We start from the raw sequence: 22,893 nt of genomic DNA, 5'->3' as shown, positions 1-22,893 counted from the left end.
AGGGCATGACGACTGCCACTCGCCGGCGAACCGGCCGGTTCATCGGCATGCTCGGCGGGATCGCGATTACCGCCCTTCTGCTGTCCGGATGCTCCGCCGTGAACGGGCTCAGCCGCGTCGCATCCTGCTCCCGGCTCGCATCGGCGGGATCCGACCTGAAGGACTCGCTCACCGGGCTGAGCGCTCAGAGCGATCCCGCGGCCGCTCTCAGCACCGTGACCCAGGCGACGGATGCCTTCTCTTCCGCTATGAAGGACGTACGCGACGCGCAGGTGAAGGCCAAGGCGGATGCCGTGACCTCGGCCTTGCACGCCCTCGCCGCGGAACTGAAGGCGGCTCCGGGCATCCCTCCGGCGCAAGCCGAGACGAAGCTGGAAACCGACAAGGCAGCCGTGCTCGACGCCGCATCCGCAGCCAAGGCGGTCTGCGAGTAGCGCCGTCGTCCGGTATCGTCTAACCAGACGATTTATCTTGACGTCAAGATTCTTTTTCCCGCAAAACCGCCGACAAGGAGCGTGCTGACGCGATGACGAAGATCATCTACACCCACACCGACGAGGCTCCGCTGCTGGCGACGTACTCGTTCCTGCCGATCGTGTCCGCGTTCGCGGAGAAGGCCGGTGTCGAGTTCGAGACCCGCGACATCTCCGTGGCCGGGCGCATCCTCGCGCAGTTCGGCCTCGCCGACGACGCTCTGGCGGAACTCGGCGAGCTGACCGGTTCCCCCGACGCGAACATCGTCAAGCTGCCCAACATCTCGGCATCCATCCCGCAGCTGAAGACGGCGATCAAGGAGCTGCAGGAGAAGGGCTACGACGTTCCCGACTACCCGGACTCGCCCGTCACCGACGAAGAGGCCGAGATCCGTGCGAAGTACTTCAAGGTCATCGGGTCGGTCGTGAACCCGGTGCTGCGCCAGGGCAACTCCGACCGGCGCGCACCCCAGTCCGTGAAGGCGTACGCGAAGAAGCATCCGCACACCAACAAGCCGTTCGCCGAAGGCTCGAAGACGACCGTGGCCACCATGGGCGAGCACGACTTCAAGAGCAACGAGAAGTCGGTCACGATCCCCGCAGACGACACCCTGACGATCGTGCTGGAGACCCAGGACCGCGAACAGAACGTGCTGCTCGAGCAGCTGCCGGTCAAGGCCGGTGAGGTGGTCGACGCGACGCACCTCTCCGCCGAGCACCTCGACGCGTTCCTCGCGAACGCGATGAAGCGTGCCCAGGCCGAGAACGTGCTGTTCTCCGTGCATCTGAAGGCCACCATGATGAAGGTCTCCGACCCGATCATCTTCGGCCACGTGGTGCGGGCGTACTTCAAGGATGTCTTCGACACGTACGGTGCCGACCTCGCCGCTGCCGGAGTCTCTGCGAACGACGGACTGGGCGCCATCCTCAGCGGCATCCAGGCGCTGCCGAACGGGGCCGAGATCCGGGAGGCGATCGACCTCGCCCTCGCGGCCGGTCCGCGACTCTCCTACGTCAACTCGGACAAGGGCATCACGAACCTGCACGTGCCCAGTGACGTGATCATCGACGCGTCGATGCCCGCTCTGATCCGCAACGGCGGCAAGCTCTGGGACGGCGAGGGACGCGAAGACGACACTCTTGCCGTCATCCCCGACTCCTCGTACGCCGGCGTGTACGCCACGGTCATCGAGGATGTGAAGAAGAACGGCCCGCTCGACCCCGCTGTCATCGGATCGGTTTCCAACGTCGGCCTCATGGCTCAGGCCGCCGAGGAGTACGGCTCGCACAACAAGACATTCGAGATCCCCGTCGCGGGCACCGTGAAGGTGCTGAACAAGGCCGGCGACGTGCTCCTGGAGCACGAGGTGGGCGCAGGCGACATCTGGCGCGCTTGCCAGACCAAGGATGTCCCGATCCGCGACTGGGTGAAGCTCGCCGTGGGCCGCGCACGCGCCAGCCAGACGCCCGCCGTGTTCTGGCTCGACGAGACCCGCGCGCACGACGCGCAGCTCATCGCGAAGGTGCGCGAGTATCTGGCGGACTCGGACCTCGTGGGCGACACGAGCGGCCTCACCATCGAGATCCTCGCGCCCGAGCTCGCCACCGCGTACTCGCTGGAGCGGATGCGCAAGGGCGAGGACACCATCTCGGTCACCGGCAACGTGCTGCGCGACTACAACACCGACCTGTTCCCCATTCTCGAACTCGGCACCTCCGCCAAGATGCTCTCGGTCGTGCCGCTCATCGCCGGTGGAGGGCTCTTCGAGACGGGTGCCGGCGGATCCGCACCGAAGCACGTGCAGCAGCTCGTGCAGGAGGACTACCTGCGGTGGGACTCGCTCGGCGAGTTCTTCGCTCTTGTGCCCTCGTTCGAGAAGTACGCCGAGCAGGCCGGACGTCCCGCCGCCAAGGTGCTGGCCGAGACGCTCGACCGCGCCACCGCGACGTTCCTCGACGAGGACCGCAGCCCCGGCCGCAAGCTCGGCACCATCGACAACCGCGGCTCGCACTTCTACCTGGCGCTGTACTGGGCGCAGGAGCTGGCGAAGCAGACGGATGACCCGCAACTGGCATCCGTGTTCGCTCCGCTCGCCGAGGCACTCACCGAGAAGGAGCCGGCCATCGTAGACGAGCTCGTCGCGGTGCAGGGAAAGCCGGCAGACATCGGCGGCTACTACCTGCCCGACCCGGAGAAGGCGAGCGCTGTGATGCGGCCGTCCGCCACGTTCAACGACGCGCTGGCCGCCTTCTGACGCGACATCGACACGTGATGGAGGGCACGAACATCCACTCGATGTACGTGCCCTCTTCGCGTTTCCCGAGGCCGACTATCGACGCCGTAGACGGCACGTTACCCTTGTGCCATGGCTGAGCTGCGTCTTGAGGAACTGTCCGCTTCGAACATCTCCGCAGCGAACGCGCTGACACTCAAGCCCGGCCAGGAACAGTTCATCACTCCGGTGTCGTACTCCGCCGCTGCCGCCGTGAACGACCCGAACATGACCTGGCAGCGCGTCGTGGTCGACGGCGACCACGAGGTCGTCGGCTTCATCATGGGCAGCTTCGACCCGGATGCCGACGACGAGTTCCGCTCCATCCTCTGGCGCATCAACGTGGACGCCGAAGTGCAAGGTCGCGGCATCGGGCAGTTCGCCGTCGACGCGCTTGCCGACGAGGCTCGCAAGCGCGGGCAGGACCGGCTCCATGTCATCTGGGAGACCGGGGAGCTCGGGCCAGAGGCGTTCTTCCTCCGCACCGGGTTCTCGCCGATCGGCGAGACGCAGTACGGGGAGACCATCGGCGCAATGGACCTCTGAGCCTCGTCTGCCCGTTCTCGATGACACCGTCGACCGCACCGCGGCGGATGCCCGAACCCGCCGAGGGCTTCGTCGAGGCCGTCCTCGAGGTGGTGTCGGACATCCCGCCGGGCCGAGTCATGACGTACGGCCAGATCGCGGCGCTCCTCGGGTCGCGGGGTGCCCGAGTCGTGGGCAACGTGATGGCCAGGTACGGAGCGGATGTGCCGTGGTGGCGGGTGATCCGGGCATCCGGCCAGCCGCCGGCCTGCCACGAGGGCAAGGCGCTGGAGCACTATCTCGAGGAGAGCACGCCGCTGAAGGGGATGACCCGCGAACAGGCATCACGCGAGGATGCCGTGGAGCGGTACCGCGTCGATCTCGCCGCCGCGCGCTGGTCGCCTTACTGAACCGACCAGCGCCACTCACATCGGGTAGCGCTTCACTCCGCGATGGCCAGCCGGTCGGATGTGGTCGCCGCCTCCGCTGCTTCGATCATGGCTCCGGAAAGGGCAGCATAGACGGACGACCATGCCTGCTTCACTTCGGTGGTGAAGTCTTCGCCGAGCCCCAGCGAAAGGGTCGCGAGCAGCGCGGCGCCGACCGTGGGATAGTACTCCGGTTTGACGCCATAGCCAGCGTGCCGGGCGCCGAGATCGGCGACGATGCGCCGCAGGCCGTCCCAGTCGTTCAGGCCGTTCACTGCCATGCCGAGCATGGTCATGAGCTTGCGGCGCTGTTCGGCCATGTCCTCCGGAAACAACCCCCTCAGCGAGGGATCGCGCTCGAAAAGCTCCTCATAGAAGATGGTCGCGGCCTGATCGGCGATCGGTGCCACCTTCGCGAAACTGGTCCGTACGAGTTCGATCTGCACTGCGTTCATCTGCTGTCCTCATCTCGAGTCGGATGGCGTCTGCTGAGCGCCCGTCGTCGGGCGACGCCCGCTATGACGCAACAGTAGGAACGCACCGTTACGGCCGAGGTGCCAGCCGCATCACGGCATGTGACAACCGGCTCACGCCCGTAGGTCAGCGATGTGAGAGACCGAATCTAGATCGGCGCCGGGTCGCCTTCCGTCGATGCGGTGCGGAAGCCGAGCGTGCGGGATCGGTGGTGCTCCTCCGTGAGGTCGTGGAGTCGCGGCTGGAGCAGGTCCGCAATGCCGACCCGGCCGATCACGGTGCCGTCGGCATCCAGAACATCCGCCTCGGTGCATCCGTTCTCTGCGAACAGATAGGCGAGGGCGCGCACCGTCAACTGTCCGCGCACCGCGAAACGATCAGCCGCGGGCACGTCGCCATCGGGGATCGGATGCATGACATCGCGAACGAAGAAGGTCTCCAGCGGATCGGTGGAGTACTCCCGGGTGAGATGCAGACCGCGGCGAGCGATCTTCTCGGTCAGGACCGACCGCTTCAGCACCAGCACCGACAGGGCGTACGCCGCGGTGGCCGACAGGAGGAGCGCCGGTAGGGCGTTCCACGCGTGTGTCAGCTCGAGTGTGAACACGGTGCCGGTGAGGGGCGAGCGCATCACCCCGCCGAGCACTGCGGCGAGCCCGCACATGGCCCAGAACCCCGGCATGACGTCGGGAAGAACGGTGCCCTCGAGAGCGCCCAGCGCGCCGCCCACCATGAACATCGGCGCCAGCACGCCGCCGGACGTGCCCGAGCCGAGCGACAGCGACCAGATCAGCGTCTTGACCACAAGGATGCCCAGAATCAGCGACATCGTCGCCCTGCCGGTCAGCAGCTGATCGATGACGTCATAGCCGACACCCAACGCCTGCGGCTCGATGAGGCCACCCGCGCCGATGATGAGGCCGCCGATCGCCGGCCACCACATCCAATGGATCGGGAGTTTCGTGAACCCGTCTTCCGCCTTGTAGACCAGCCAGGTCGCACCGACCGCGAGGAGGCCGCCGGTCAGTCCCACCGCCGCGGCGATGCCGCACACGAGGGGCGACAGGTGCAGGTGCGATGCATCGACCGGAAAGACCGGGCCGGTGCCGAGCAGGACCCCGCGCACCATCGTGGCGACCGAGACGGCGGCGACCACAGGCACGAAGCTGCGCGGCCGCCATTCGAACAGCAGCAGCTCGACGGCCAGGAGCACCGACGCCAGCGGCGAGTTGAACGTGGCGGCCATACCTGCCGCGGCGCCCGCGACGAGCAGTGTCTTGCGCTCATCCGCCGTGAGCTTCAGGAGTTGGGCGAGCAACGACCCGAGGGCGCCCCCGGTCATGATGATCGGGCCCTCCGCGCCGAACGGACCACCCGTGCCGATGCTGACGGCTGCGGAGATCGGCTTCAGCACGGTCACCTTGGGCGAGACCCGGCTTCCGCCGGTGAGGATCGCCTCGATCGCCTCCGGCATGCCGTGGCCGCGGATCTTCTCCGAGCCGAACCGTGCCATCACGCCGACGATGAGTCCGCCGAGCACCGGGGCGAACAGGATGATCCACCACGGCGCGTGCGCGGCGCTCGGGGCGACCAGCGCGGTGTCGACGCGACCGAAGAACACGAGGTTGGTGACCAGGCCGATCAGCCTGAGCAGAACGAAAGCGGCCACGCCGGCCAAGGCGCCGACGGGCAGGGCGAGTGCGGTGATGACGAGCATGCGGCGGTCGACCGCGAAGTCGCCCAGCACGAGGCGGGCATGACCGGTCCTCGAGGCGCCGCCGGTTGCGCGCCTCGGATTCGTGTTCCTCACAGCGGCAACCACCCGAGGTGGGAGTGCTCCGGCCGGCTGGCGGCCGCACTGTGGAACGTCGTCAGGGCGCGAACGGCCGCAGCCCGATCGGCCGCATCCACGGAGTGCAGGATGCGGGCCAGTTCGACGTGACGCCATGACAAGACCTCGTGCACGGTCTTGACACCGAGCGGGCTGAGCGCGAGTGCGACGATCGAGCGCTTCTCGCCGTTGCGATCCCTCGTCACATGACCGGATGCCACGAGTCGGTCGGCCATGCGCGTCACGGACGAGGGCGAGACGGCCAGCTCGCGGGCCAGCTTGGTGGAGGGCGTTACCCCAAGGTCGTCGAGCACGAGCATCAGCCGGAACTGCGGCAGGGAGACGCCGGGAGCCACGACCTCGACGCTGCGCACGGCCACGTCGATGAGGTCTCTGGTCGCGACCTGGAACGCGGTGACCTCCTCGTCGGAGGGAGGGACATTCGTTTGCACTAAGCAAGTATTGCAGAGAGCAAGTCCTTCGGTCGAATCGGCATCTCAGCGATCGCCATCTTCAGCGCAATCGCCACAGGCGCCCTGCGACATGCACGACCATCGAAACGGCGACGATGGCCCAGACCACGAATGCGACCCAGATGCTCACCGCCCCGATGCCTCCGAGCGTGGGCAGCCGGTCAGCCTTGCCCAGATACATGCTTGCCACGGCATACATGCCCATCGGGAAGACCATGCCCCACAGCGCGACGTCGTATCGCAACGGAACCCGATGCACCACGTGCCGCCACCATCCGATGCTCACCAGCGCGGGAACAAGCCAGGTGGCGAACGACCACAGCACGACGCCCGCACCGGCTATGAGGCCGCGCGAGGCGTCGATCATCGGCATGTCGGACATCTCGACGAGCTTCGACGCGGCGAGAACGGTGATGGCGGCGGCGCCCATCGCCACCCAATAGTCCGGTCCCAGTTCGGCTGCCGAGATGCCTTGAGTCAGCATGCGCACGACGATGACCACGCCGATCACGGCATAGAGCACGAGGCCGACGGACCACGACAGCACCGCCACGATCGCGAGCAGTTCGGCCGACGCCCTCGCCAGCGGCTCGAGCGAGGCGGCCACGAGCGCAACCGATTGGCTCGCGACCGGCCAGATGAACCAGGTTCCGTTGACGTCTCGCAGCGCATCGATGTGCCAGGGATGCGCCAGCACCACCCCGCCCGGAATGGCGTACTCGAGCACGAGCCAGGTCGCGAACGCGACGATCAGCAGCACGCACGGCAGAGCGAAGCCCATCGCAGGGATGAGCCTGGCCGCGATCACATCGGTCGCGGCCACGAACGTGAAGAATGCAAACCCCGTTCGCACCCTCGTGAAGTCCGCGACGATCTCGTGACGGTAGGCGACCAGCCGCCACCCGGTGAGCACCACAAGAACGACGTAGGCGACGACCGCGAGCCACAAGAGGACCCACGAGAGCCCGGAGAACCCGACCTGGGCCACGCCGACAGACACCGTGCCGGTCGCCATCACCACGGCGAAGTACGTCGGCGACAGCGTGCGTACCGCTTCGCTCAACCCTCGACGCTGTGCTTCCAGCACCTTCTCAGCGTATGCCGCCGGGCCGCCGCGAGCCGTTCCCGATGGGGCCGCGCGGCCGGACGTCCCCCCGGTGGCCTTCTCCCGATGCAGACCGTCACCGGCATGCGCGCTGTGGCTGCCGGCATCCGCTGCGCCTTCGATCTCTCGCGCTCCCGCCGAAAACAGGCAAATCCCGCGGGAACAGGCAACTCCTGCCTGTTCCCACGGGGTAGGCGCTTTCCCGCCTGTTCTCGTGCTACTGCCGGTGGACCGTAACGGCCACAGACAACCAGCTACACCAGCGAGTCGCGCCAGGCGGCGTGCAGCTGCGCGAAGCGGCCGGTGCCGGCGATGAGGTCGGCCGGTGAGCCGTCCTCGACGACACGGCCGTGCTCCATCACGAGCACGCGATCGGCGATCGCGACCGTGGAGAGCCGGTGCGCGATGATCAGAGCCGTGCGGTCCTTCAGCAGCGTCTGCAGGGCATCCTGAACCAGACGCTCGCTCGGGATGTCGAGCGAGCTCGTCGCCTCGTCAAGGATGAGCACCGCCGGGTTCGCGAGGAACGCCCGCGCGAACGAGATCAGCTGCCGCTGGCCCGCCGAGACCCGCCCGCCGCGCTTGTTCACATCGGTGTCGTACCCGTCGGGCAGACCCTGGATGAACTCCGCCGCGCCCACGGCTTCGGCCGCAGCGCGGATCTCGTCGGGCGTGGCATCCGGCTTGCCCAGGGCGATGTTGTCGGCGACTGTTCCGGAGAACAGGTACGCCTCCTGGGTGACCATGACGATCGCGCGGCGCAGATCTTTCGGGTGCAGATCGCGTAGATCGACACCGTCGAGCGTGACCGACCCCTCGGTGGGGTCATAGAACCGCGCGATCAGCTTCGCCAGCGTCGACTTGCCCGCTCCCGTTGATCCCACGAGCGCGATCGTCTGACCGGCGGGAACGTCGAGCGTGAACTCCGGCAGGATGACGCGATCCTTCTTGTAGGCGAACGTCACGTCGTCGAACTTGACGTTCCCCTTCGCCTCCCAGAGGTCGACCGGATGCACCGGATCGGGCACGCTCGGCTCCTCCTCCAGCACACCCGAGATCTTCTCGAGCGCTGCCGCGGCCGACTGGTAGGAGTTGTAGAACATCGCCATCTCCTCCATCGGGTCGAAGAACCGACGGGTGTAGAGCAGCACGGCCAGCAGGATGCCGATGGGGAGGGCCCCCATCGCCACGCGGAATCCGCCGACCAGCAGCACCACCGCGACGGTGATGTTGCCGATCATCACGAGCCCCGGGTCGAAGATTCCGAAGAGCTGGATCGTCTTGGCGTTGACGTCGCGGTAGTCCTCGACGAGGTCGCCGAACTCCTTCTCGTTGCGCTTCTCCTTGCGGAAAGCCTTGACGGCACGGATGCCTGTCATGGTTTCCACGAAGTGCACGATGAGCTTCGCGGATGCCACGCGCGAACGCCGGAACAGCACCTGCGACCGCTTCTGGAACCACCGCGTCAGGAAATACAGCGGAACCAGCGCGCAGAACAGGATGACGCCAGACACCCAGTCGTTCACGAACATGAAGACCGCGATGAAGCCTGAGTACAGCACGCCCTGCACCAGTTGGTTGATGCCAGAGTCCAGCAGTTCCCGGATGGAGTCCAGGTCGCTGGTCTGCCGCGAGATGATGCGGCCCGACGTGTACGACTCGTGGAATTCCAGGCTCAGCCGCTGCGTGTGCAGGAACACCCGCTTGCGCAGATCGAGCAGAATCGCCTGGCTGATGCGTGCCGACATGACGGTGTACCAGGACACCGTCGCCGCGCCGATCACGCCGGTGACCAGGTACGCAGCGCCGGTGAGGGCGATGGGCCACCAGTCCTGCGACTTCAGGGCCGAGATGCCCTGGTCGACGCCGATGCCGATCAGTGTCGGGCCGATCACCTGCGCCAGCGTGGAGACCACGATCACGACGAAGGCGAACGCCACTCGTCCGCGCAACGGCCGCAGCAGCGACCCGAGCAGCCGTAGCGACCTGCGGCGGATCTGCCGCGACTCCTCCTTGGAGAAGTCGTTGCGCTCCTCGCCCTCGACTCCGAGAACAGTTGCGGTGCTCACAGGCTCACCTCCTCCAGTGCCTCTTGCTCTTCGTCGTCTTCGAGACTCGAGATGACGAATCGGTAGTGCTCGTTGGTCGCCAGCAGATCGTGGTGCGTGCCCACGGCCGTGATGCGTCCGTCTTCGAGCAGTGCGACGCGGTCGGCCAGCATGACGGTGGACGGCCGGTGCGCAACGATGAGCGCCGTCGTGGACGCGAGCACTCGCCTCAGCGCCGCTTCCACGAGCGCCTCGGTGTCGACATCCAGAGCCGACAGCGGATCGTCGAGCACGAGCACCTCCGGGTTCGCGGCGACCGCGCGGGCAAGCGCCAGGCGCTGCCGCTGGCCACCGGAGAGGCTCAGCCCCTCCTCACCGACCTTCGTGTCGACACCGTCGGGAAGGTCGTACGCGAAGCCCGCCTGGGCGACCTCGAGCGCTTCGGTGAGCACGGCATCCGCTCGCTTCTGCGTCTCGGGATCGTCGCTCACCAGATCGGCACGGCCGAGCAGCACGTTGTCGCGCACGGAGGCGGAGAACAGCGTGGCATCTTCGAACGCCATGGCGATGTGGGTGCGCAGCTCGTTCCTGCTCAGGGCCCGGATGTCGACGCCGTCGAGCGTGATCGATCCGCCCGTCACGTCGTACAGACGGGTGGTGAGTGCCGTGAGGGTCGACTTGCCGCAGCCGGTCAGGCCGACGAGCGCCATGGTCTCCCCCGGCTCCAGCTCGAGGTCGATGCCGTCGAGCAGATCGGGGTAGCCCGCCGGTGTGTCCGGGTACCGGAAGTGCGCTCCGTGGAACGCGAGGCGGCCCTGCGGGTTCGTCACGACCTGCGGATGCTCCGGGTCATCGATCGCGTTCGGCGTGTTCATCACGTCGAAGAACCGGTCGGCTGCCGTTCGGGTGTCGAACGTCATCGACAGCAGGAACCCGATCGACTCGATCGGGAACCGCAGCACGGTCGCCGTGGCGAAGAACGCGAGCAGCTGACCGGCGGTGAGCGAGTTCGCCGACACCAGCCAGACGCCGACGACGAGGCACACCGCGAACGCGACATCCGGAACCAGCAGTAGCCACAGCCAGATACCCGCGATGGCCTTCGCCTTCGCGATCTCAGTGCCGCGCAGGTCTTCCGCCTGCTTCTCGAAGTTGCGCAGCGCGTGGCGTCCGCGGCCGAACGCCTTGAGCACGCGGATGCCGTGCACCGACTCCTCGACGGCCGTCGCCAGGTCGCCCGCCTGGTCCTGGCTGCGTCGGGCGATGACCGAGTACCGGCTCTCGAACACGTAGCCGTAGATCCACAGCGGAATCGAGCAGACCATGAAGATGACTGCGAGCAGCCAGTTCCACGTGAGCAGCACGACGAAGCCGATCACGATGGTGAGGATGTTCACGAACAGCAGCACGAAGCCGAAGCTCAGCCAGCGGCGGATCAGGTTGAGGTCGCTGACGGCGCGGCTGAGCAGCTGGCCAGATGGCCAGCCGTCGTGGAAGCTCACCGGCAGGTCCTGCAGCTTGGCGTAGAACGCGTTGCGCAGGTCGGCCTCCACCTTGGTGCCCGGCGTGAGCACGAACCAGCGGCGCAGCGAGATGAGCACCGCCTCCGCGGCGCCCAGCACCAGCACGAGCAGCGCGGACGGTACGACTTCGGACGGGTCGCCGTCTTTCATCGGGCCGTCGACGAGCGCCTGCAGCACGATGGGGATCAGCAGCGCGACGATGGATGCGCCGATCGCCGCCACCATGCCCAGGTAGATGCGCGACATGGCCGGCTTCGCGAACGGGTAGATGCGCGCGAGCGACTGGAAGGTGCTCAGCCGCTTGCCGCCCGTCGCCTCGTGCTCCGCAGCGCGCGTCTCGCGCTCATGCTCGCGCGCCGGCTCTGGTTCCGGAGGGTGGAGAAGGGGTGTCTGGTTCTGTGCCTCAGAGGCAGACATGGTTCACCGTTTCGTGTGGAAGGTGTGTGGTGTGGTGTTTCGCGGATGCCTGGGGAGGCTTCCGCGAGGCGGGAATCGCGAGTCGAATCGATTCTGCCGCTGGGGAGCGACACTCGATCCGTGGCGGGCACGAGATCGGTCGCGAGCGAAGTGGTCCGAGCGGTGGGCGGGGGTCGCAAGAGCCGACAATCGTCGGATGCCCCGAGCGGGTCGGACGTTCGCTTGGGCGGCGGAGTACTCCGCGCGCTTGGCCGGAAGGGCTGAAGGGTGAGCTGGTGTGGTGCCTTGTCAGCTAACCGATCGCAACGGGACTTCCGGCGCGATGACCGGCGGGAGTCGCTGCATACCTATACCCGGCCGGACCGCTGAAGGCGGTCGGCACGAGGAGGACCGCGACGCCCGCGCGCAGCCGCGGCGTGATCTCGGTCTTCGTCATCATGGCGTCCTCCTTGCGGTGCCGGGAGGCTCGCACGTGGAGCGACCCGGGTCTCGACCAGTCATCCGGATGCCGCTCTCGGTAAACCCAAAGGTGCGAAGAGCGACAGCAGATCAGGTTATACCGACACGGCGTGAGGGTTCAAGTGGCGGAGGGAGAAGATTGCGAACACAGCGAAGCAGCAGTCTCCGCGACACGAGCACGGAGACTGCTGCTTCGCCTACGACAGGGCTGCCGGTCAGCGCTGCAGAAGAGGATGCCGCGCGCGGTCGACAGTCAGCCAGACGAACCCTGCGGTGATCACCATGCCGTCGAAGGCGTGCAGCGCGCCGAACCACGGGTTCACATCGAACCCCAGACCCACCAGCAAGCCCTGAACCACGAAGAGGAGCACGGCCAGCACGAGTGGTATGACCCACGACTTCCAGCCCGCCCAGGCGATCAGTCCGCAGATCAGAAGAACGACGGCGAGGTACTGCAGCACCTGACCGGTGGCGGCGTGCGGGAGGAAGGCGGCGCGGTCGGCGGCTTCGTCGCCCGGGTGCCGCGTGCCGCGCCGTCGCCGGGTGCTGTGCCATCGGCGCTGGCTGGCATAGCAGCATGCTACGCGGGACGCAGCAGGCTCACAGTATCGGTCACGCCAGAACGGGGACGGCGTCCAGCCGCTCCATCGCAAGCGCCTCGGCGGCGGCGAGAGTCGTGACGCCACGGTCGCGGGCATCCTCGAAGATCCGCGCGACCGTGTCGCCGATCTGCTCGACCCGCTGCCTGGTGGCATCGGCCGAGGCACCTGGCCGAGTCAGGGTGTCGAGGAAGATGACGCCGCCGGCGTTCACCACGAAGTCCGGTGCCCAGGCGATGCCGCGGTCGCGCATCAGGTCGACGACGCCGCGCTCGGCGAGTTGGTTGTTCGCAGGGCCGCACACGGCGCGCACCTGCAGCGCGTCGACGACCTCTGGAGTGAGGATGCCACCGACTCCGGCAGGCACGAACACGTCACCGGGCACGCGGGTCGCCTCGTCGGGCTCCGTCCACTGGGCACCGAGCCGGACGGCCAGCTCGCGCTTGACCGGATTCACGTCGGTGACGGTGAGGATGCCGCCGTCGCCTGCCAGACGCGTGGCCAGCAGCGACCCGACATGGCCGAGCCCGAGCACGGTGAAGCGGCGCCCGGCGACCGTGCGGTCTCCGAAGACCGCCTCGAGGGTGGCGAGGATGCCCGCATACACTCCCTGCGCGGTCGCGTCGCTCGGCTCGCCGACACCACCCTTGTCCGAGGGCAGTCCGCACACGTCGGACGTACGCTCCGCGACGACGGCCATGTCTTCTGCGCTGGTGCCGACATCCTCGGCAGTCATGTACGCGCCGTCGAGGGACGCGATCGCGTCGCCGAGGTCGAGCATGACGGCGCGACGGCGCTCGGCATCCAGCTGCGTGCCGCGCGGGAGGTAGATGACGGTCTTGCCGCCGCCGCGACGGAGGCCGGCCGCGGCGTTCTTGTACGTCATGCCCTCTGCGAGGCGCAGCGAGTCGTGCACCGCCTCGACCCAGTTGTCGTACGACCACAGCCTGCAGCCGCCGAGAGCCTGGCCCAGCTTGGTGGAGTGCACCGCGATGCTGATCGTCAGCCCGCACCGCGGCCCCTTCACGATCAGAAGCTTCTCGTGCGGAAGGTCAGTTCCGAACGCTTCGGTGAGTTCGGGCATGGCGGACATCGGTGTCTCCTTAGCGGGCCGCGGCAACGGGGTGGTGTGTCACAGGCATCCGCTCCGCTTTGTGGGCGGAACGTGCACAACTATCTTGCCACCTCGCGCGGGCGCCGGAGCACGGCGCAGCCTTGGCCGAGGGCGCCGCTCAGCCGATCAGGATGCTCAGGCAGGTGACGCAGCCCTCGAGCTTCTCGAACTCGGAGATGTCGACCGTGACGACACGGTAGCCGAGGTCGGTGAGGAGCTCCGCGGTCTTCGGGGCCGATGCCGCCAGTAGCACGGCATCCGGACCGAGTACCAGCACCGCGACACCGCTGCGCTCGGGCACCGGGAGGAAGCGGTCGAAGACGGCCGGGTCGACGTGCTCGGTGCTGCCGATGACGGCGCCGTCGGGCAGCGCCGTCACGGCGGACTTCAGGTGCAGTGCGCCCTTCACCGGGACCGCGACAACGTTGTAGCCCTCCTCGGCGGCGATGCCGCGCAGCTGACGGATGCCCTCCCCATTGGTGCGCTCGCTGCGGCCCACGTAGAGCGTGGTTCCCACGCGCAGCACGTCGCCGCCGTCGAGCGTTCCCGGCTCCTGGATGCGGTCGATCCGCAGGCCGAGGTCGGTGAGCACCGCCTCGGTTCCCGGGGTCTCGCCGCGTCGCTGCTCAGCGCCGGACCGCGCGATGACGGCGCGGTCGCCGAGGATGACCGCGGTGTCCTCGACGAAGACCGAGTCGGGAAGCACCTCTGCGGAGGCCACCTCGACCGTCTCCCAGCCGTTCTCGGCCAGGGCGGCGACGTAGGCATCCCACTGCTCGTCGGCCTTGGGCGAGTCCACCTCGACCCGGTCGATGTTCGTGACGATGCCCTCGGCCAGGTTGGTGGCGGGGATGCGCACCAGCGCGACCCTGCGACCGCGCACGGTTGCCGTGTCGTACTGCGCGATCACGCGGTAGAGCCAGCGGCCGAAGGTCGGCGTCAGTGCGGTGACCAGGGCGATGAAGAGCAGGTTGCGCTCGCCCGTCACGCTCCAGAGCACGGAGATGTCGGGCTTCTGGGCGTTCACCGCCAGGTAGATCATCGTGTCGAGGGCGGTGGAGATGACTCCGATCACGAGGCCGGCGATGAGCGCACCCCACCAGGTGGCGAAGACATCGAAGATCGCGGCCACCGCCAGCAGCACGAACGCGAAGACCGACGCGAGTGTGAAGTATCCGCTGATCGAGACGATGGCCGCCCAGCTCGCGCTCTGAGCCGCGAGGTACGCCTCGTTCGTCAGCACCACCGTTCCGACGTGCACGAGGAGTGCGACGAGGAAGGCGGTGAGAACGGATGCCGCGATGCGGCGACCCCAGGCGACAGTCATGCGTACGACCCTAGCCGAGCGCATGCTATGGGCTTGCTGATGCTTCCCGTCTGTGACGGACTAGGTTATCTTAACCTATTATGGCCTATCCCGAGATCCTGATCCTGCGCCACCTCTCCCGTCGTCCCGCGCACGGCTACGAGCTGCGGAAGCGGATCGAGGAGACGACGGGCATCGTCATCAATAACAACTCGCTCTACCCGGCGCTGAAGCGATTCGTCGAAGCCGGCGCCGTGGAGGTGACGGTCGAGCAGCACGAGTCGAAACCGCCGCGCCACGTGTACACCCTGACCGATGTCGGCAGGGAGCTTCTGCACGACCTCCTCTCGGAACTGCCCGCCGCGCAGGCCGGGGACGATCTGGAGTTCCTCACCCGGCTCGGACAGTTCGCGTTTCTGGATGCTGCGGAGCGCGCAGCGATCATCGACGTGCGCTCTGCGGCACTCGAGACCCTTCGAGAGCGGCTCGCCGCACTCGAGGGGCGCACCTCAGACGAGTTCTGGAGCTCCGCGGTCGTCGCCCATCTGCGCGAGCAGATCGAGTCTGAGCTGCGCTGGCTGAAGCGGCTTCGAGCCGAAGTGAGTCGCTCATGACGACCGGGGTCGCTCCCCGGCTCGGAGTCGCCGCCCAGTACGGACTCCTCGCAGGCCCGCTGCTGTCGATGCTCGACTCGAGCATCGTGAACGTCGCGATTGCGCCGATCGCGAAGGACCTGAACGCGGGGCTCGGCAGCGTTAAGTGGGTGACCAGCGGCTACCTGCTGGCGCTCGGGACGGGGCTGGCGCTGACGTCGTTCCTCGCGCGTCGCTTCGGGACGCTGCGCATCTACGTCGTCGGTGTCGTCGCCTTCACCGCTGCATCGGTGCTGTGCGGGCTGGCACCGGACATCCAGTTGCTCATCGGCGCGCGCATTCTGCAGGGCTTCACCGGTGCGACTCTCGTTCCGCTCGCCATGAGCATGCTCCTAGGCTCGGCGGGCGCATCACGCAACATCTCACCGTTGGCCGGGATGGTCCTGTTCCTCGGGCCCGCACTCGGCCCGAGCCTCGGAGGGCTGCTCATCGGCGCGTTCGGCTGGCGCTCGATCTTCTTCATCAACCTGCCCGTGGGCATCCTCGCCGCATTCGCGGGACGCGCCATTCCTCGCGACATCGCCCCGCCCCGCAAGAAGGATGCGCCCCTCGACGTGCTCGGGCTGGTGCTCTTGGCGGCCGGACTCTTCGGGGTGCTGTTCGGCCTCGACCGCGGTGCGAGCGACGGATGGTCTCTCTCCTGGCTGCCCTTGGGACTCGGCACGCTCCTGCTGGCCGGCTACGTTCTTCGTTCCCTGCGATCGCCGCGCCCGGCGCTCGATCTGCGGGTGTTGCGCGATCGCGGCGCCGCGGTGTCGTTCGTGCTCTGCGCGGCGGCCTCGGTCGCGGCGTGGTCGATCCTGTTCCTGCTGCCGATCTTCCTGCAGCAGGTGCAGGGATATACCGCGTTCGTTGCGGGGCTCGCGATGCTGCCGCAGGGCATCCTCACCGGCCTCGGCACGGTGCTCGGGCAGAAGGTGGCAGAGCGGATCGGCGTGCGCTTCACCGTGCTCATCGGGTTCGCCGTGCTCATCGCATCCAGCCTCGGTCTCTTCGCGGTCGACGCGACGACGTCGCTCTGGATCACCTCGGGCATCCTCGCCGCCCGCTCGGCCGCGATCGGCCTGGTCGTCACCCCACTCCTCACCGTCGTGAACCGCAGCCTGAAACCGGAGGAGCAGGCCGACGCCAACACGGTTTTCAACGTCGTTCAGCGGATCGCGGGTTCACTCGGCATCGGACTCCTCGCCGGATTCTTCGCAACACAGAGTGCCGCCAGCGGGCCGGTGGATGCCCTCCACGAGGTCGCGACCGTCATCGCCGGTCTTGCGGCGGTCGCGGCTGCCGGCGCTGCCCTACTCCCCCGACGGAACGGGTGATTCGGGTTCTTCGACTGGACGGCGCTCCGCTGTCTTGAAGGCACGCAGGCTCAGCAGCACGAGCAGGACCGGTACGGCCGCCGAGCATGCGACGACCACGAACGCGGCACGCGGCCCCGCCGCGTCGTTGATGAGGCCGCCCGCGAACGAGCCCAGCGACATCCCGCAGACGACGAGCGTGTTCAGCCATGCCAAGGCTTCGGTGATGATCGCCGGCGAGACGATCTCGTGCGCGATGTGGTTGACGGCGATGAAGAACGGGGCGATCGTCGCGCCGGCCAGGACCCCGAGCGGGTAGAACCACCAGATACCGGGGAGGAGCGCCAGCGATGCCCACGTGACGAAGAGGGCCAGTGCTGTGCCGACGAGCATCTGCCGCGAGCTGAGCCTGGTGGACAGCGCACCGAAGAGGAACCCGCCGGATGCGCTGCCGATCGAGTAGGCGGTGAGCACGGTTCCGGCCAGCTCTGGCACACCGTTCGCGGTCGCCAGCGACACGATCGACAGGTCGTTGATGCCGAAGCCGATGCCCGTGGCGAAGCTGGCGACCAGAAGGATGACGAACGGCGCTGAGCGCAGAAGCTGACCGGGGCGATGAGCGTGTTCTGTCGCGGGCGCGGGTTTCGCGTCGGGCATCATCCGCAGGAAGAGCGCGCCCAGCGGCCCGATGATGCCGGAGAGGATCAGGCCTCCTGCCGGCGCGACGCCTGCCGCGAGGAACGCGGCGACCGCTGGTCCGAACACCCACACGATCTCGTCCGCGACGGCCTCGACCGCGTAGGCGGTACGAAGCAGGAACGCGTCCTCGACGATCGTGGACCAGCGGGCACGCATGAACGCGCCGACGGGTGCGACGGTGATGCCGCAGAACACCGACATGATCACCAGACCCACCATCGAACCGAGGTAGCCGCAGGCGACGGCGCCGGCGATGGCGAGCGGATGCGTGATCGCGGATGCCAGCAGCAACTGCCGCTGTCCGCGGCGGTCGGCGACGCGTCCGGCGAGGGGGCCGACGAGACCCATCGATGCGATCGCCAGCCCGGACGTGAGGCCGCCGAGTGTGTACGACCCGGTGCTCGCGTGCGCGAAGAAGAGGAAGCCGAAGCCGAGCACGGCGATCGGGGTGCGCGCGAGCAGACCCGCGACCACCATGAGCGTGCGGGAAGGTGCGGAGAGAAGCCTGCCGTAGGCGCGGAAACCGAGGTTGCTCATGGCACGATCCGCGCGCTCGGGACTCGCCCGGTCGCCGTCTCGTTCCACGCGTGTGCCACAGCGTTCTACGCTATCGCGGCGGTCGCGGCGAGGCTGGACGGTGCTGGCTCAGATCAATCCACGGGTCAACCGCGAGCTCGGGATGTGCCAAGCGTCAGCGCGCCTGGAACGAGGCGCAATTGCATAACGAGTTCCTATGGCAGTCTCGGGTCGGGGCGGGATCGGCGACTCACCCCTTGGGAAGGAGATCCTGTGATCGGAGAATCGGACGAGCGCCCGTGGGGAACGTGGACCATCCTCGACGAGGGCACGGGGTTCAAGGTGAAACGGATCGAGGTGAAGCCTCGTTCGCGACTCTCGTATCAGACGCACGAACATCGCGCTGAGGTTTGGGTGGTGGCCTCGGGCGTCGCTTCAGCCGTCATCGACGGCAAGACCGTTGTGGCTCGACTCGGACAGACCATCAATATCGCCGTCGGTCAGCCGCACCGCATCGTGAACGAGCAGGACGAGCCCCTGGTCATCGTCGAGGTACAGCTGGGCGACTACCTCGACGAAGACGACATCGTGCGGCTCGAGGACGACTTCGGGCGAGCGTGAGTGGGTGGCGTGACCGCTCCAGCTACCTCGCGGAGTGCTCGCGCTACACGTATCGGCATCCGCTACATGTTCTTGCTGTTGTTTCCGGCGAATGCTGGTTTGTGTAGCGCCTGCCGGTATCCGTCGCGGGTGGTCCGCATGGGCGGTCTGAAGCCGTCGAGCCGCCTTGTGGTGTCTTTCCGTCCCCAGGTGGCGAGCGCCGGGACCGCAGTATCTGAAGTCGTGGCGGGGAGTCCGAACGACCATCTCCTCACGCCCCATCGAATGTTCGGGCATCCACGACCGGGGTGGTGCGCCGGTGCTCGTTGCAGGATTGTGACCGCCACTCATCAGGTGCGTCACTAGCCTGCGGTTATGGGCCGGCGGACCTGGTGGGTTGCGGTGTGTGCCGCCGCCGTGCTCGTTGGCGGTGGCTTGATTGCGAATAGTGCAGCTGCAGCGAATTCAGCGCGGATCCCTGCCACATGCCCGCCCGATCCTCCGACGGATCCTGGATATAGCGGACTGGTGGGCTCGGAATTGAAGCTGGTTCCGTTCACACCGGAGCACGCACTGCTCTGTCGATACACCGGTATGAACGGTGCCGGCGGATCGCCCGCATGGTCGCTTGCCGGCGAGGCTCGGCTGAACGGCGGCAAGGCGGCTCAGCTGGCCACATCGGCGAATGCTGCGGCGCACCCGCCACCCCTCGACCCAGTCGCCTGCCCTGCAGACGACGGGTCGAGTTCGGATGTCTACTTCTGGAACTCGAGCCATCGCATCAGAGTGCGGTTCTTGACCAGCGGATGCGCGACGGCCAGTAATGGCGGAGTCCTCCACCCTTCCGTTGCCCAGAGCGACATAGTTCGATTCCTGGAGACGCTCGCCCCCGGACACCGGCCTCTCCCCTGACCCCGCCACGATCCAGGAGACGTCCCATAGTCCTAGACGGGCCGAGCGACCGAAGGTTCCGTCGCCTACGACTCCTGCATCCGCGCTCTGAGCACATCGAATTCGCAACCGGGAGCATCCGGATCGAAGCCGTGCTCGATCAGCCAGCGCGACGCCACCAGACTGCGCAGCGACCACCAGGCGCGGATCACGTCCCGGTCGGCGTCGTGGCCATAACCGGCGAGCAGGTCATTCAGTCGCTCTTCGTGCCCGAGCGTCAGCGTCGCGAGGTCGAACATGGCATCACCCGGAGCAGCCTCCGACCAGTCGATGACGCCGGTGACCGTATCACCGTCCACGAAAACGTGGGTGATCTGCAGGTCACCATGGATGAACACCGGCTTCCACGGGCGAAGGGCGACCTGGGCGATCTCGCGGTTGCGAAGGATCACCTCGCGTGGCAGAACGCCGTTGGCAAGCAACCACTCGCATTCGCTCTCGAGCTCCCGCGCGATGTCGTCGAGCTCGCGCCCCGGCCATGGTGGTAACGGCGCGTCATGCAGCCTGCGTATCGCGGCACCCACAGCGGCCCACGCGACCGGGGACGCAGGAGACGGTTCTCCGAGGACGCCGAGCGCGTTGCCGGGCACGGCGGCGATCGCGAGCACGGGCGGCCGATGCCAGAGGACCGGCGGCGTGGGTGCCGGTGCCATGGCCATCGCCTGCACCTCGACATCGGCGTGCGAGGGGTCGCCATCCACCTTCAGGAACACGTCCCCGACGCGCAACGTCGCGCGCTGGCTGTGCGCGACGACCACCTCGACCTGGTCCACCTCGGTCATCCTGACGGGTACCGCGGACACGAGTCCCGCCAAGTCGTCAATGAAAGAAGTGGCGCTCGCCCGTGAAGTACATCGTGATCCCCGCGGCCTTCGCCGCGTCGATCGTGAGCTGGTCGCGGATCGACCCGCCGGGCTGCACGATCGCTTTCACACCGGCCTGGATGAGGATCTCGGGGCCGTCCGGGAACGGGAAGTAGGCATCCGATGCCGCTACCGAACCGGCAGCGCGATCGCCCGCACGCTTGACCGCGAGGTCGCACGAGTCGACCCGGTTCACCTGTCCCATTCCGACGCCGACGGATGCCTCACCCGATGCGAGCAGGATCGCGTTCGACTTCACGGCGCGGCACGCGGTCCACGCGAATTCGAGGTCCTTCAGCGTGACCTCGTCGGCCGCTTCACCGGCGACGAGCGTCCACTCGGCGACGGGTGCGAAGTGCCGGTCGGCATCCTGCATCAGCATCCCGCCGGAGAGTTGCTTGATCTCCGTCGTCGGAAGCGAGAAACCCTCGCGCAGCTTGAGGATGCGCAGGTCCTTCTTCGTCTGCAGCAGCTCGAGCGCCTCCGGCTCGTAGTCCGGCGCGATGATCACCTCGGTGAAGATCGGTTTCACCGACTGCGCCATGGCGAGCGACACAGTGCGGTTCGCCGCGATGACCCCGCCGAACGCGGACGTAGGGTCGCACTCGTGCGCCTTGCGATGAGCATCCGCGATGTCGTCGGAGACGGCGATGCCGCACGGGTTCGCGTGCTTGATGATCGCCACCGCGGGACGCTCGAAGTCGTGCGCGGCGCGCAGGGCGGCATCCGCGTCCACGTAGTTGTTGTATGACATCTCCTTGCCGCCGAGTTGCTCCGCCTGCGCGATGCCATTGCCGCCGGGCGAGGTGAACAGCGCCGCAGCCTGGTGGCTGTTCTCGCCGTACCGCAGCGACGCCTCGCGCTGCCACGTCGCACCCACCCATGCTGGCAGGTGAGAGTCTGCGTCGTCGGGGGCCAGCACGTTGCCCAACCACGAGGCGACAGCAACGTCGTATCCCGCCGTGTGCCGGAAAGCGTCCCGCGCCAACTGCGTGCGGAACTCGAGGTTCGTGCCGCCCGAAGCGATCGCATCCGCCACCTCGGCGTATCGGTCGGGTGAGACCACGACCGCGACGTTCGCGAAGTTCTTCGCCGATGCGCGCACCATGGCGGGCCCCCCGATGTCGATCTGCTCGACGATCTCGCGAGCATCCGCACCGCTGGCGACCGTCTCGGCGAAGGGGTACAGGTTCACGACCACGAGCTCGAACGGGCGGATACCCAGCTCGGCGAGCTGCGTCTCGTGGTCCTCGAGGCGGAGGTCCGCGAGCAGCCCGGCGTGCACGGCCGGGTGCAGGGTCTTGACGCGGCCACCGAGCGACTCCGGGAATCCGGTCAGCTCCGAGACATCCGTCACCGCGATGCCCGCGTCACGGATGGTGCGCGCCGTGTTCCCGGTCGACACGAGCTCGACGCCCGCGTCGTTCAGCGCGGTGGCCAACTCGGCGATGCCCGTCTTGTCGGTGACGGAGAGCAGTGCGCGACGAACCGGTACGACGTCGCGTTCGCGGTAGAGGCTCGGGTCGGCGGCGTGTGCGGCGCTCATGCTGTGGCCAGTTCCTTCAGGTCGATGTGTCCGTTGGCGATGTCGAGCACGGCCTGGATGAGCAGGCGTCGCTCCACGATCTTGATGCGCTCGTGCAGTCCGGCCTCGGTGTCGCCGGGCAGTACGGGCACGCGTTCGCGAGCGATGATCGGACCGGTGTCGACTCCGTTGTCGACGACGATCACGCTCGCACCGGTCTGACTCACGCCCGCCTTCAGGGCGTCACGCACTCCGTGCGCCCCGGGGAACTCGGGCAGGAACGCGGGATGCGTGTTGATCATGTGCGGGCTCAGCGCGTCGACGACGCGCGGTGGGAACAGCCGCATGAATCCCGACAGGATGACCAGATCGGGCGACCACTGGATGATCTGCTCGAGCATCGCGTCGCCCCACTCGGCGCGGTCGTCGAACGACGAGAACGCTACCGTGAACGTCGGGATGCCGTACTCCTCCGCCACCTGCAGACCCCCCGCGTCGTCGCGGTCGCTGCCCACGGCGACGACTCTGGCGGGAAACTCGGCGTCACCGGATGCCTCGAGCAGCGAACGCAGGTTGGATCCCTGGCCGGAGACCAGCACGACGAGCGACAGCACCCACTCAGCCTACCGGCGGCTGGAGTCTTCCCACGCCGCGGGGCATCCCCGCCGGGCGCCATCACCTCACTCGCGACCTCCGCCGGAATTCGCACGATCGGCCGGATAGAAGCCAGGCTTCGGTGC

21 protein-coding genes are annotated in these 22,893 nt (G+C 67.4%); 7 read left to right on the top strand and 14 right to left on the bottom strand.

Annotated features, from left to right (window positions below):
* The first annotated feature begins 5 nt into the window (after positions 1 to 5).
* The 4 genes from ACYVII_RS05110 (at position 6) to ACYVII_RS05095 (ending at position 3,681) form a co-directional block, all read left to right on the top strand.
* Entirely contained in the window at positions 6 to 434 is a 429-nt protein-coding gene (locus tag ACYVII_RS05110; protein ID WP_460532008.1) for a hypothetical protein, read from the top strand.
* A gap of 92 nt (positions 435 to 526) precedes the next feature.
* Positions 527 to 2,728 carry an NADP-dependent isocitrate dehydrogenase gene (locus tag ACYVII_RS05105; protein ID WP_460532005.1) on the top strand — a complete coding sequence of 734 codons (2,202 nt, stop codon included), beginning with the start codon at positions 527 to 529 and terminating at the stop codon, positions 2,726 to 2,728.
* Positions 2,729 to 2,839: 111 nt separating this feature from the next.
* Positions 2,840 to 3,292, top strand: a complete 453-nt coding sequence (locus tag ACYVII_RS05100; protein WP_460532002.1) for a GNAT family N-acetyltransferase — start codon at positions 2,840 to 2,842, stop codon at positions 3,290 to 3,292.
* Positions 3,293 to 3,339: 47 nt separating this feature from the next.
* Entirely contained in the window at positions 3,340 to 3,681 is a 342-nt protein-coding gene (locus ACYVII_RS05095) for an MGMT family protein (RefSeq protein WP_460531999.1), read from the top strand.
* Positions 3,682 to 3,713: 32 nt separating this feature from the next.
* Here ACYVII_RS05095 and ACYVII_RS05090 read toward each other — a convergent pair whose 3' ends face one another.
* The 10 genes from ACYVII_RS05090 to ddaH all read right to left on the bottom strand — a co-directional run bounded on the left by ACYVII_RS05090 (position 3,714) and on the right by ddaH (position 15,069).
* Entirely contained in the window at positions 3,714 to 4,154 is a 441-nt protein-coding gene (locus ACYVII_RS05090; protein WP_460531996.1) for a globin family protein, read from the bottom strand.
* 167 nt (positions 4,155 to 4,321) lie between these two features.
* Complete coding sequence (locus ACYVII_RS05085; RefSeq protein WP_460531993.1) at positions 4,322 to 5,983, bottom strand: chloride channel protein; 1,662 nt, start codon at positions 5,981 to 5,983, stop codon at positions 4,322 to 4,324.
* The gene (locus ACYVII_RS05080) at positions 5,980 to 6,456 is read right to left on the bottom strand and encodes a MarR family transcriptional regulator (RefSeq protein WP_460531990.1); all 477 of its coding nucleotides are present in this window, start codon (positions 6,454 to 6,456) and stop codon (positions 5,980 to 5,982) included. Before ACYVII_RS05080 ends, ACYVII_RS05085 begins: the two co-directional genes overlap by 4 nt.
* Positions 6,457 to 6,517: 61 nt before the next feature.
* Positions 6,518 to 7,540: a tellurite resistance/C4-dicarboxylate transporter family protein gene (locus ACYVII_RS05075; RefSeq protein ID WP_460531987.1), complete on the bottom strand. Its 1,023-nt coding sequence runs from the start codon at positions 7,538 to 7,540 to the stop codon at positions 6,518 to 6,520.
* Positions 7,541 to 7,836: 296 nt separating this feature from the next.
* On the bottom strand, positions 7,837 to 9,651 hold the full coding sequence (locus ACYVII_RS05070) for an ABC transporter ATP-binding protein (protein ID WP_460531984.1): 1,815 nt from the start codon (positions 9,649 to 9,651) through the stop codon (positions 7,837 to 7,839).
* Positions 9,648 to 11,399 carry an ABC transporter ATP-binding protein gene (locus ACYVII_RS05065; protein ID WP_460532818.1) on the bottom strand — a complete coding sequence of 584 codons (1,752 nt, stop codon included), beginning with the start codon at positions 11,397 to 11,399 and terminating at the stop codon, positions 9,648 to 9,650. The genes ACYVII_RS05070 and ACYVII_RS05065 overlap by 4 nt, the downstream gene beginning before the upstream one ends.
* 463 nt (positions 11,400 to 11,862) lie before the next feature.
* On the bottom strand, positions 11,863 to 12,009 hold the full coding sequence (locus tag ACYVII_RS05060; RefSeq protein WP_460531982.1) for a hypothetical protein: 147 nt from the start codon (positions 12,007 to 12,009) through the stop codon (positions 11,863 to 11,865).
* Between the two features lie 235 nt (positions 12,010 to 12,244).
* Positions 12,245 to 12,490: a hypothetical protein gene (locus ACYVII_RS05055; RefSeq protein WP_460531979.1), complete on the bottom strand. Its 246-nt coding sequence runs from the start codon at positions 12,488 to 12,490 to the stop codon at positions 12,245 to 12,247.
* 151 nt (positions 12,491 to 12,641) lie between these two features.
* Positions 12,642 to 13,721, bottom strand: coding sequence for a Glu/Leu/Phe/Val dehydrogenase family protein (locus ACYVII_RS05050; RefSeq protein WP_460531976.1), 1,080 nt, complete (start codon positions 13,719 to 13,721; stop codon positions 12,642 to 12,644).
* A 139-nt stretch (positions 13,722 to 13,860) separates the two neighbouring features.
* Entirely contained in the window at positions 13,861 to 15,069 is a 1,209-nt protein-coding gene (ddaH, locus tag ACYVII_RS05045; RefSeq protein ID WP_460531973.1) for a dimethylarginine dimethylaminohydrolase family protein, read from the bottom strand.
* Between the two features lie 80 nt (positions 15,070 to 15,149).
* On the opposite strand from ddaH, the gene ACYVII_RS05040 reads away from it, so the two are divergent.
* Both ACYVII_RS05040 and ACYVII_RS05035 read left to right on the top strand, forming a co-directional pair.
* Positions 15,150 to 15,662, top strand: coding sequence for a PadR family transcriptional regulator (locus ACYVII_RS05040; protein WP_460531971.1), 513 nt, complete (start codon positions 15,150 to 15,152; stop codon positions 15,660 to 15,662).
* Positions 15,659 to 17,020, top strand: a complete 1,362-nt coding sequence (locus ACYVII_RS05035) for an MFS transporter (protein WP_460531968.1) — start codon at positions 15,659 to 15,661, stop codon at positions 17,018 to 17,020. The genes ACYVII_RS05040 and ACYVII_RS05035 overlap by 4 nt, the downstream gene beginning before the upstream one ends.
* On the opposite strand, the gene ACYVII_RS05030 is transcribed toward ACYVII_RS05035, so the two are convergent.
* Positions 16,997 to 18,235 (bottom strand): MFS transporter, encoded by a 1,239-nt coding sequence (locus ACYVII_RS05030; RefSeq protein ID WP_460531965.1) that lies wholly within the window; start codon positions 18,233 to 18,235, stop codon positions 16,997 to 16,999. The genes ACYVII_RS05035 and ACYVII_RS05030 overlap by 24 nt on opposite strands.
* Positions 18,236 to 18,487: 252 nt before the next feature.
* On the opposite strand from ACYVII_RS05030, the gene ACYVII_RS05025 reads away from it, so the two are divergent.
* Positions 18,488 to 18,835, top strand: a complete 348-nt coding sequence (locus ACYVII_RS05025) for a phosphomannose isomerase type II C-terminal cupin domain (protein WP_460531962.1) — start codon at positions 18,488 to 18,490, stop codon at positions 18,833 to 18,835.
* Positions 18,836 to 19,791: 956 nt separating this feature from the next.
* Here ACYVII_RS05025 and ACYVII_RS05020 read toward each other — a convergent pair.
* The 3 genes from ACYVII_RS05020 to purN are packed head-to-tail and all read right to left on the bottom strand — an operon-like array spanning position 19,792 to position 22,767.
* On the bottom strand, positions 19,792 to 20,568 hold the full coding sequence (locus tag ACYVII_RS05020) for a phosphotransferase family protein (RefSeq protein WP_460531959.1): 777 nt from the start codon (positions 20,566 to 20,568) through the stop codon (positions 19,792 to 19,794).
* A 16-nt stretch (positions 20,569 to 20,584) separates the two neighbouring features.
* On the bottom strand, positions 20,585 to 22,174 hold the full coding sequence (gene purH, locus ACYVII_RS05015) for a bifunctional phosphoribosylaminoimidazolecarboxamide formyltransferase/inosine monophosphate cyclohydrolase (protein WP_460531956.1): 1,590 nt from the start codon (positions 22,172 to 22,174) through the stop codon (positions 20,585 to 20,587).
* Entirely contained in the window at positions 22,171 to 22,767 is a 597-nt protein-coding gene (gene purN, locus ACYVII_RS05010) for a phosphoribosylglycinamide formyltransferase (RefSeq protein ID WP_460531953.1), read from the bottom strand. Before purN ends, purH begins: the two co-directional genes overlap by 4 nt.
* Positions 22,768 to 22,893: the final 126 nt, after the last annotated feature.

Source organism: Humibacter ginsengiterrae (assembly GCF_054780115.1).
Note: the sequence above shows the minus strand (reverse complement) of the source record. Positions and strands in the feature narration are given on the sequence as shown.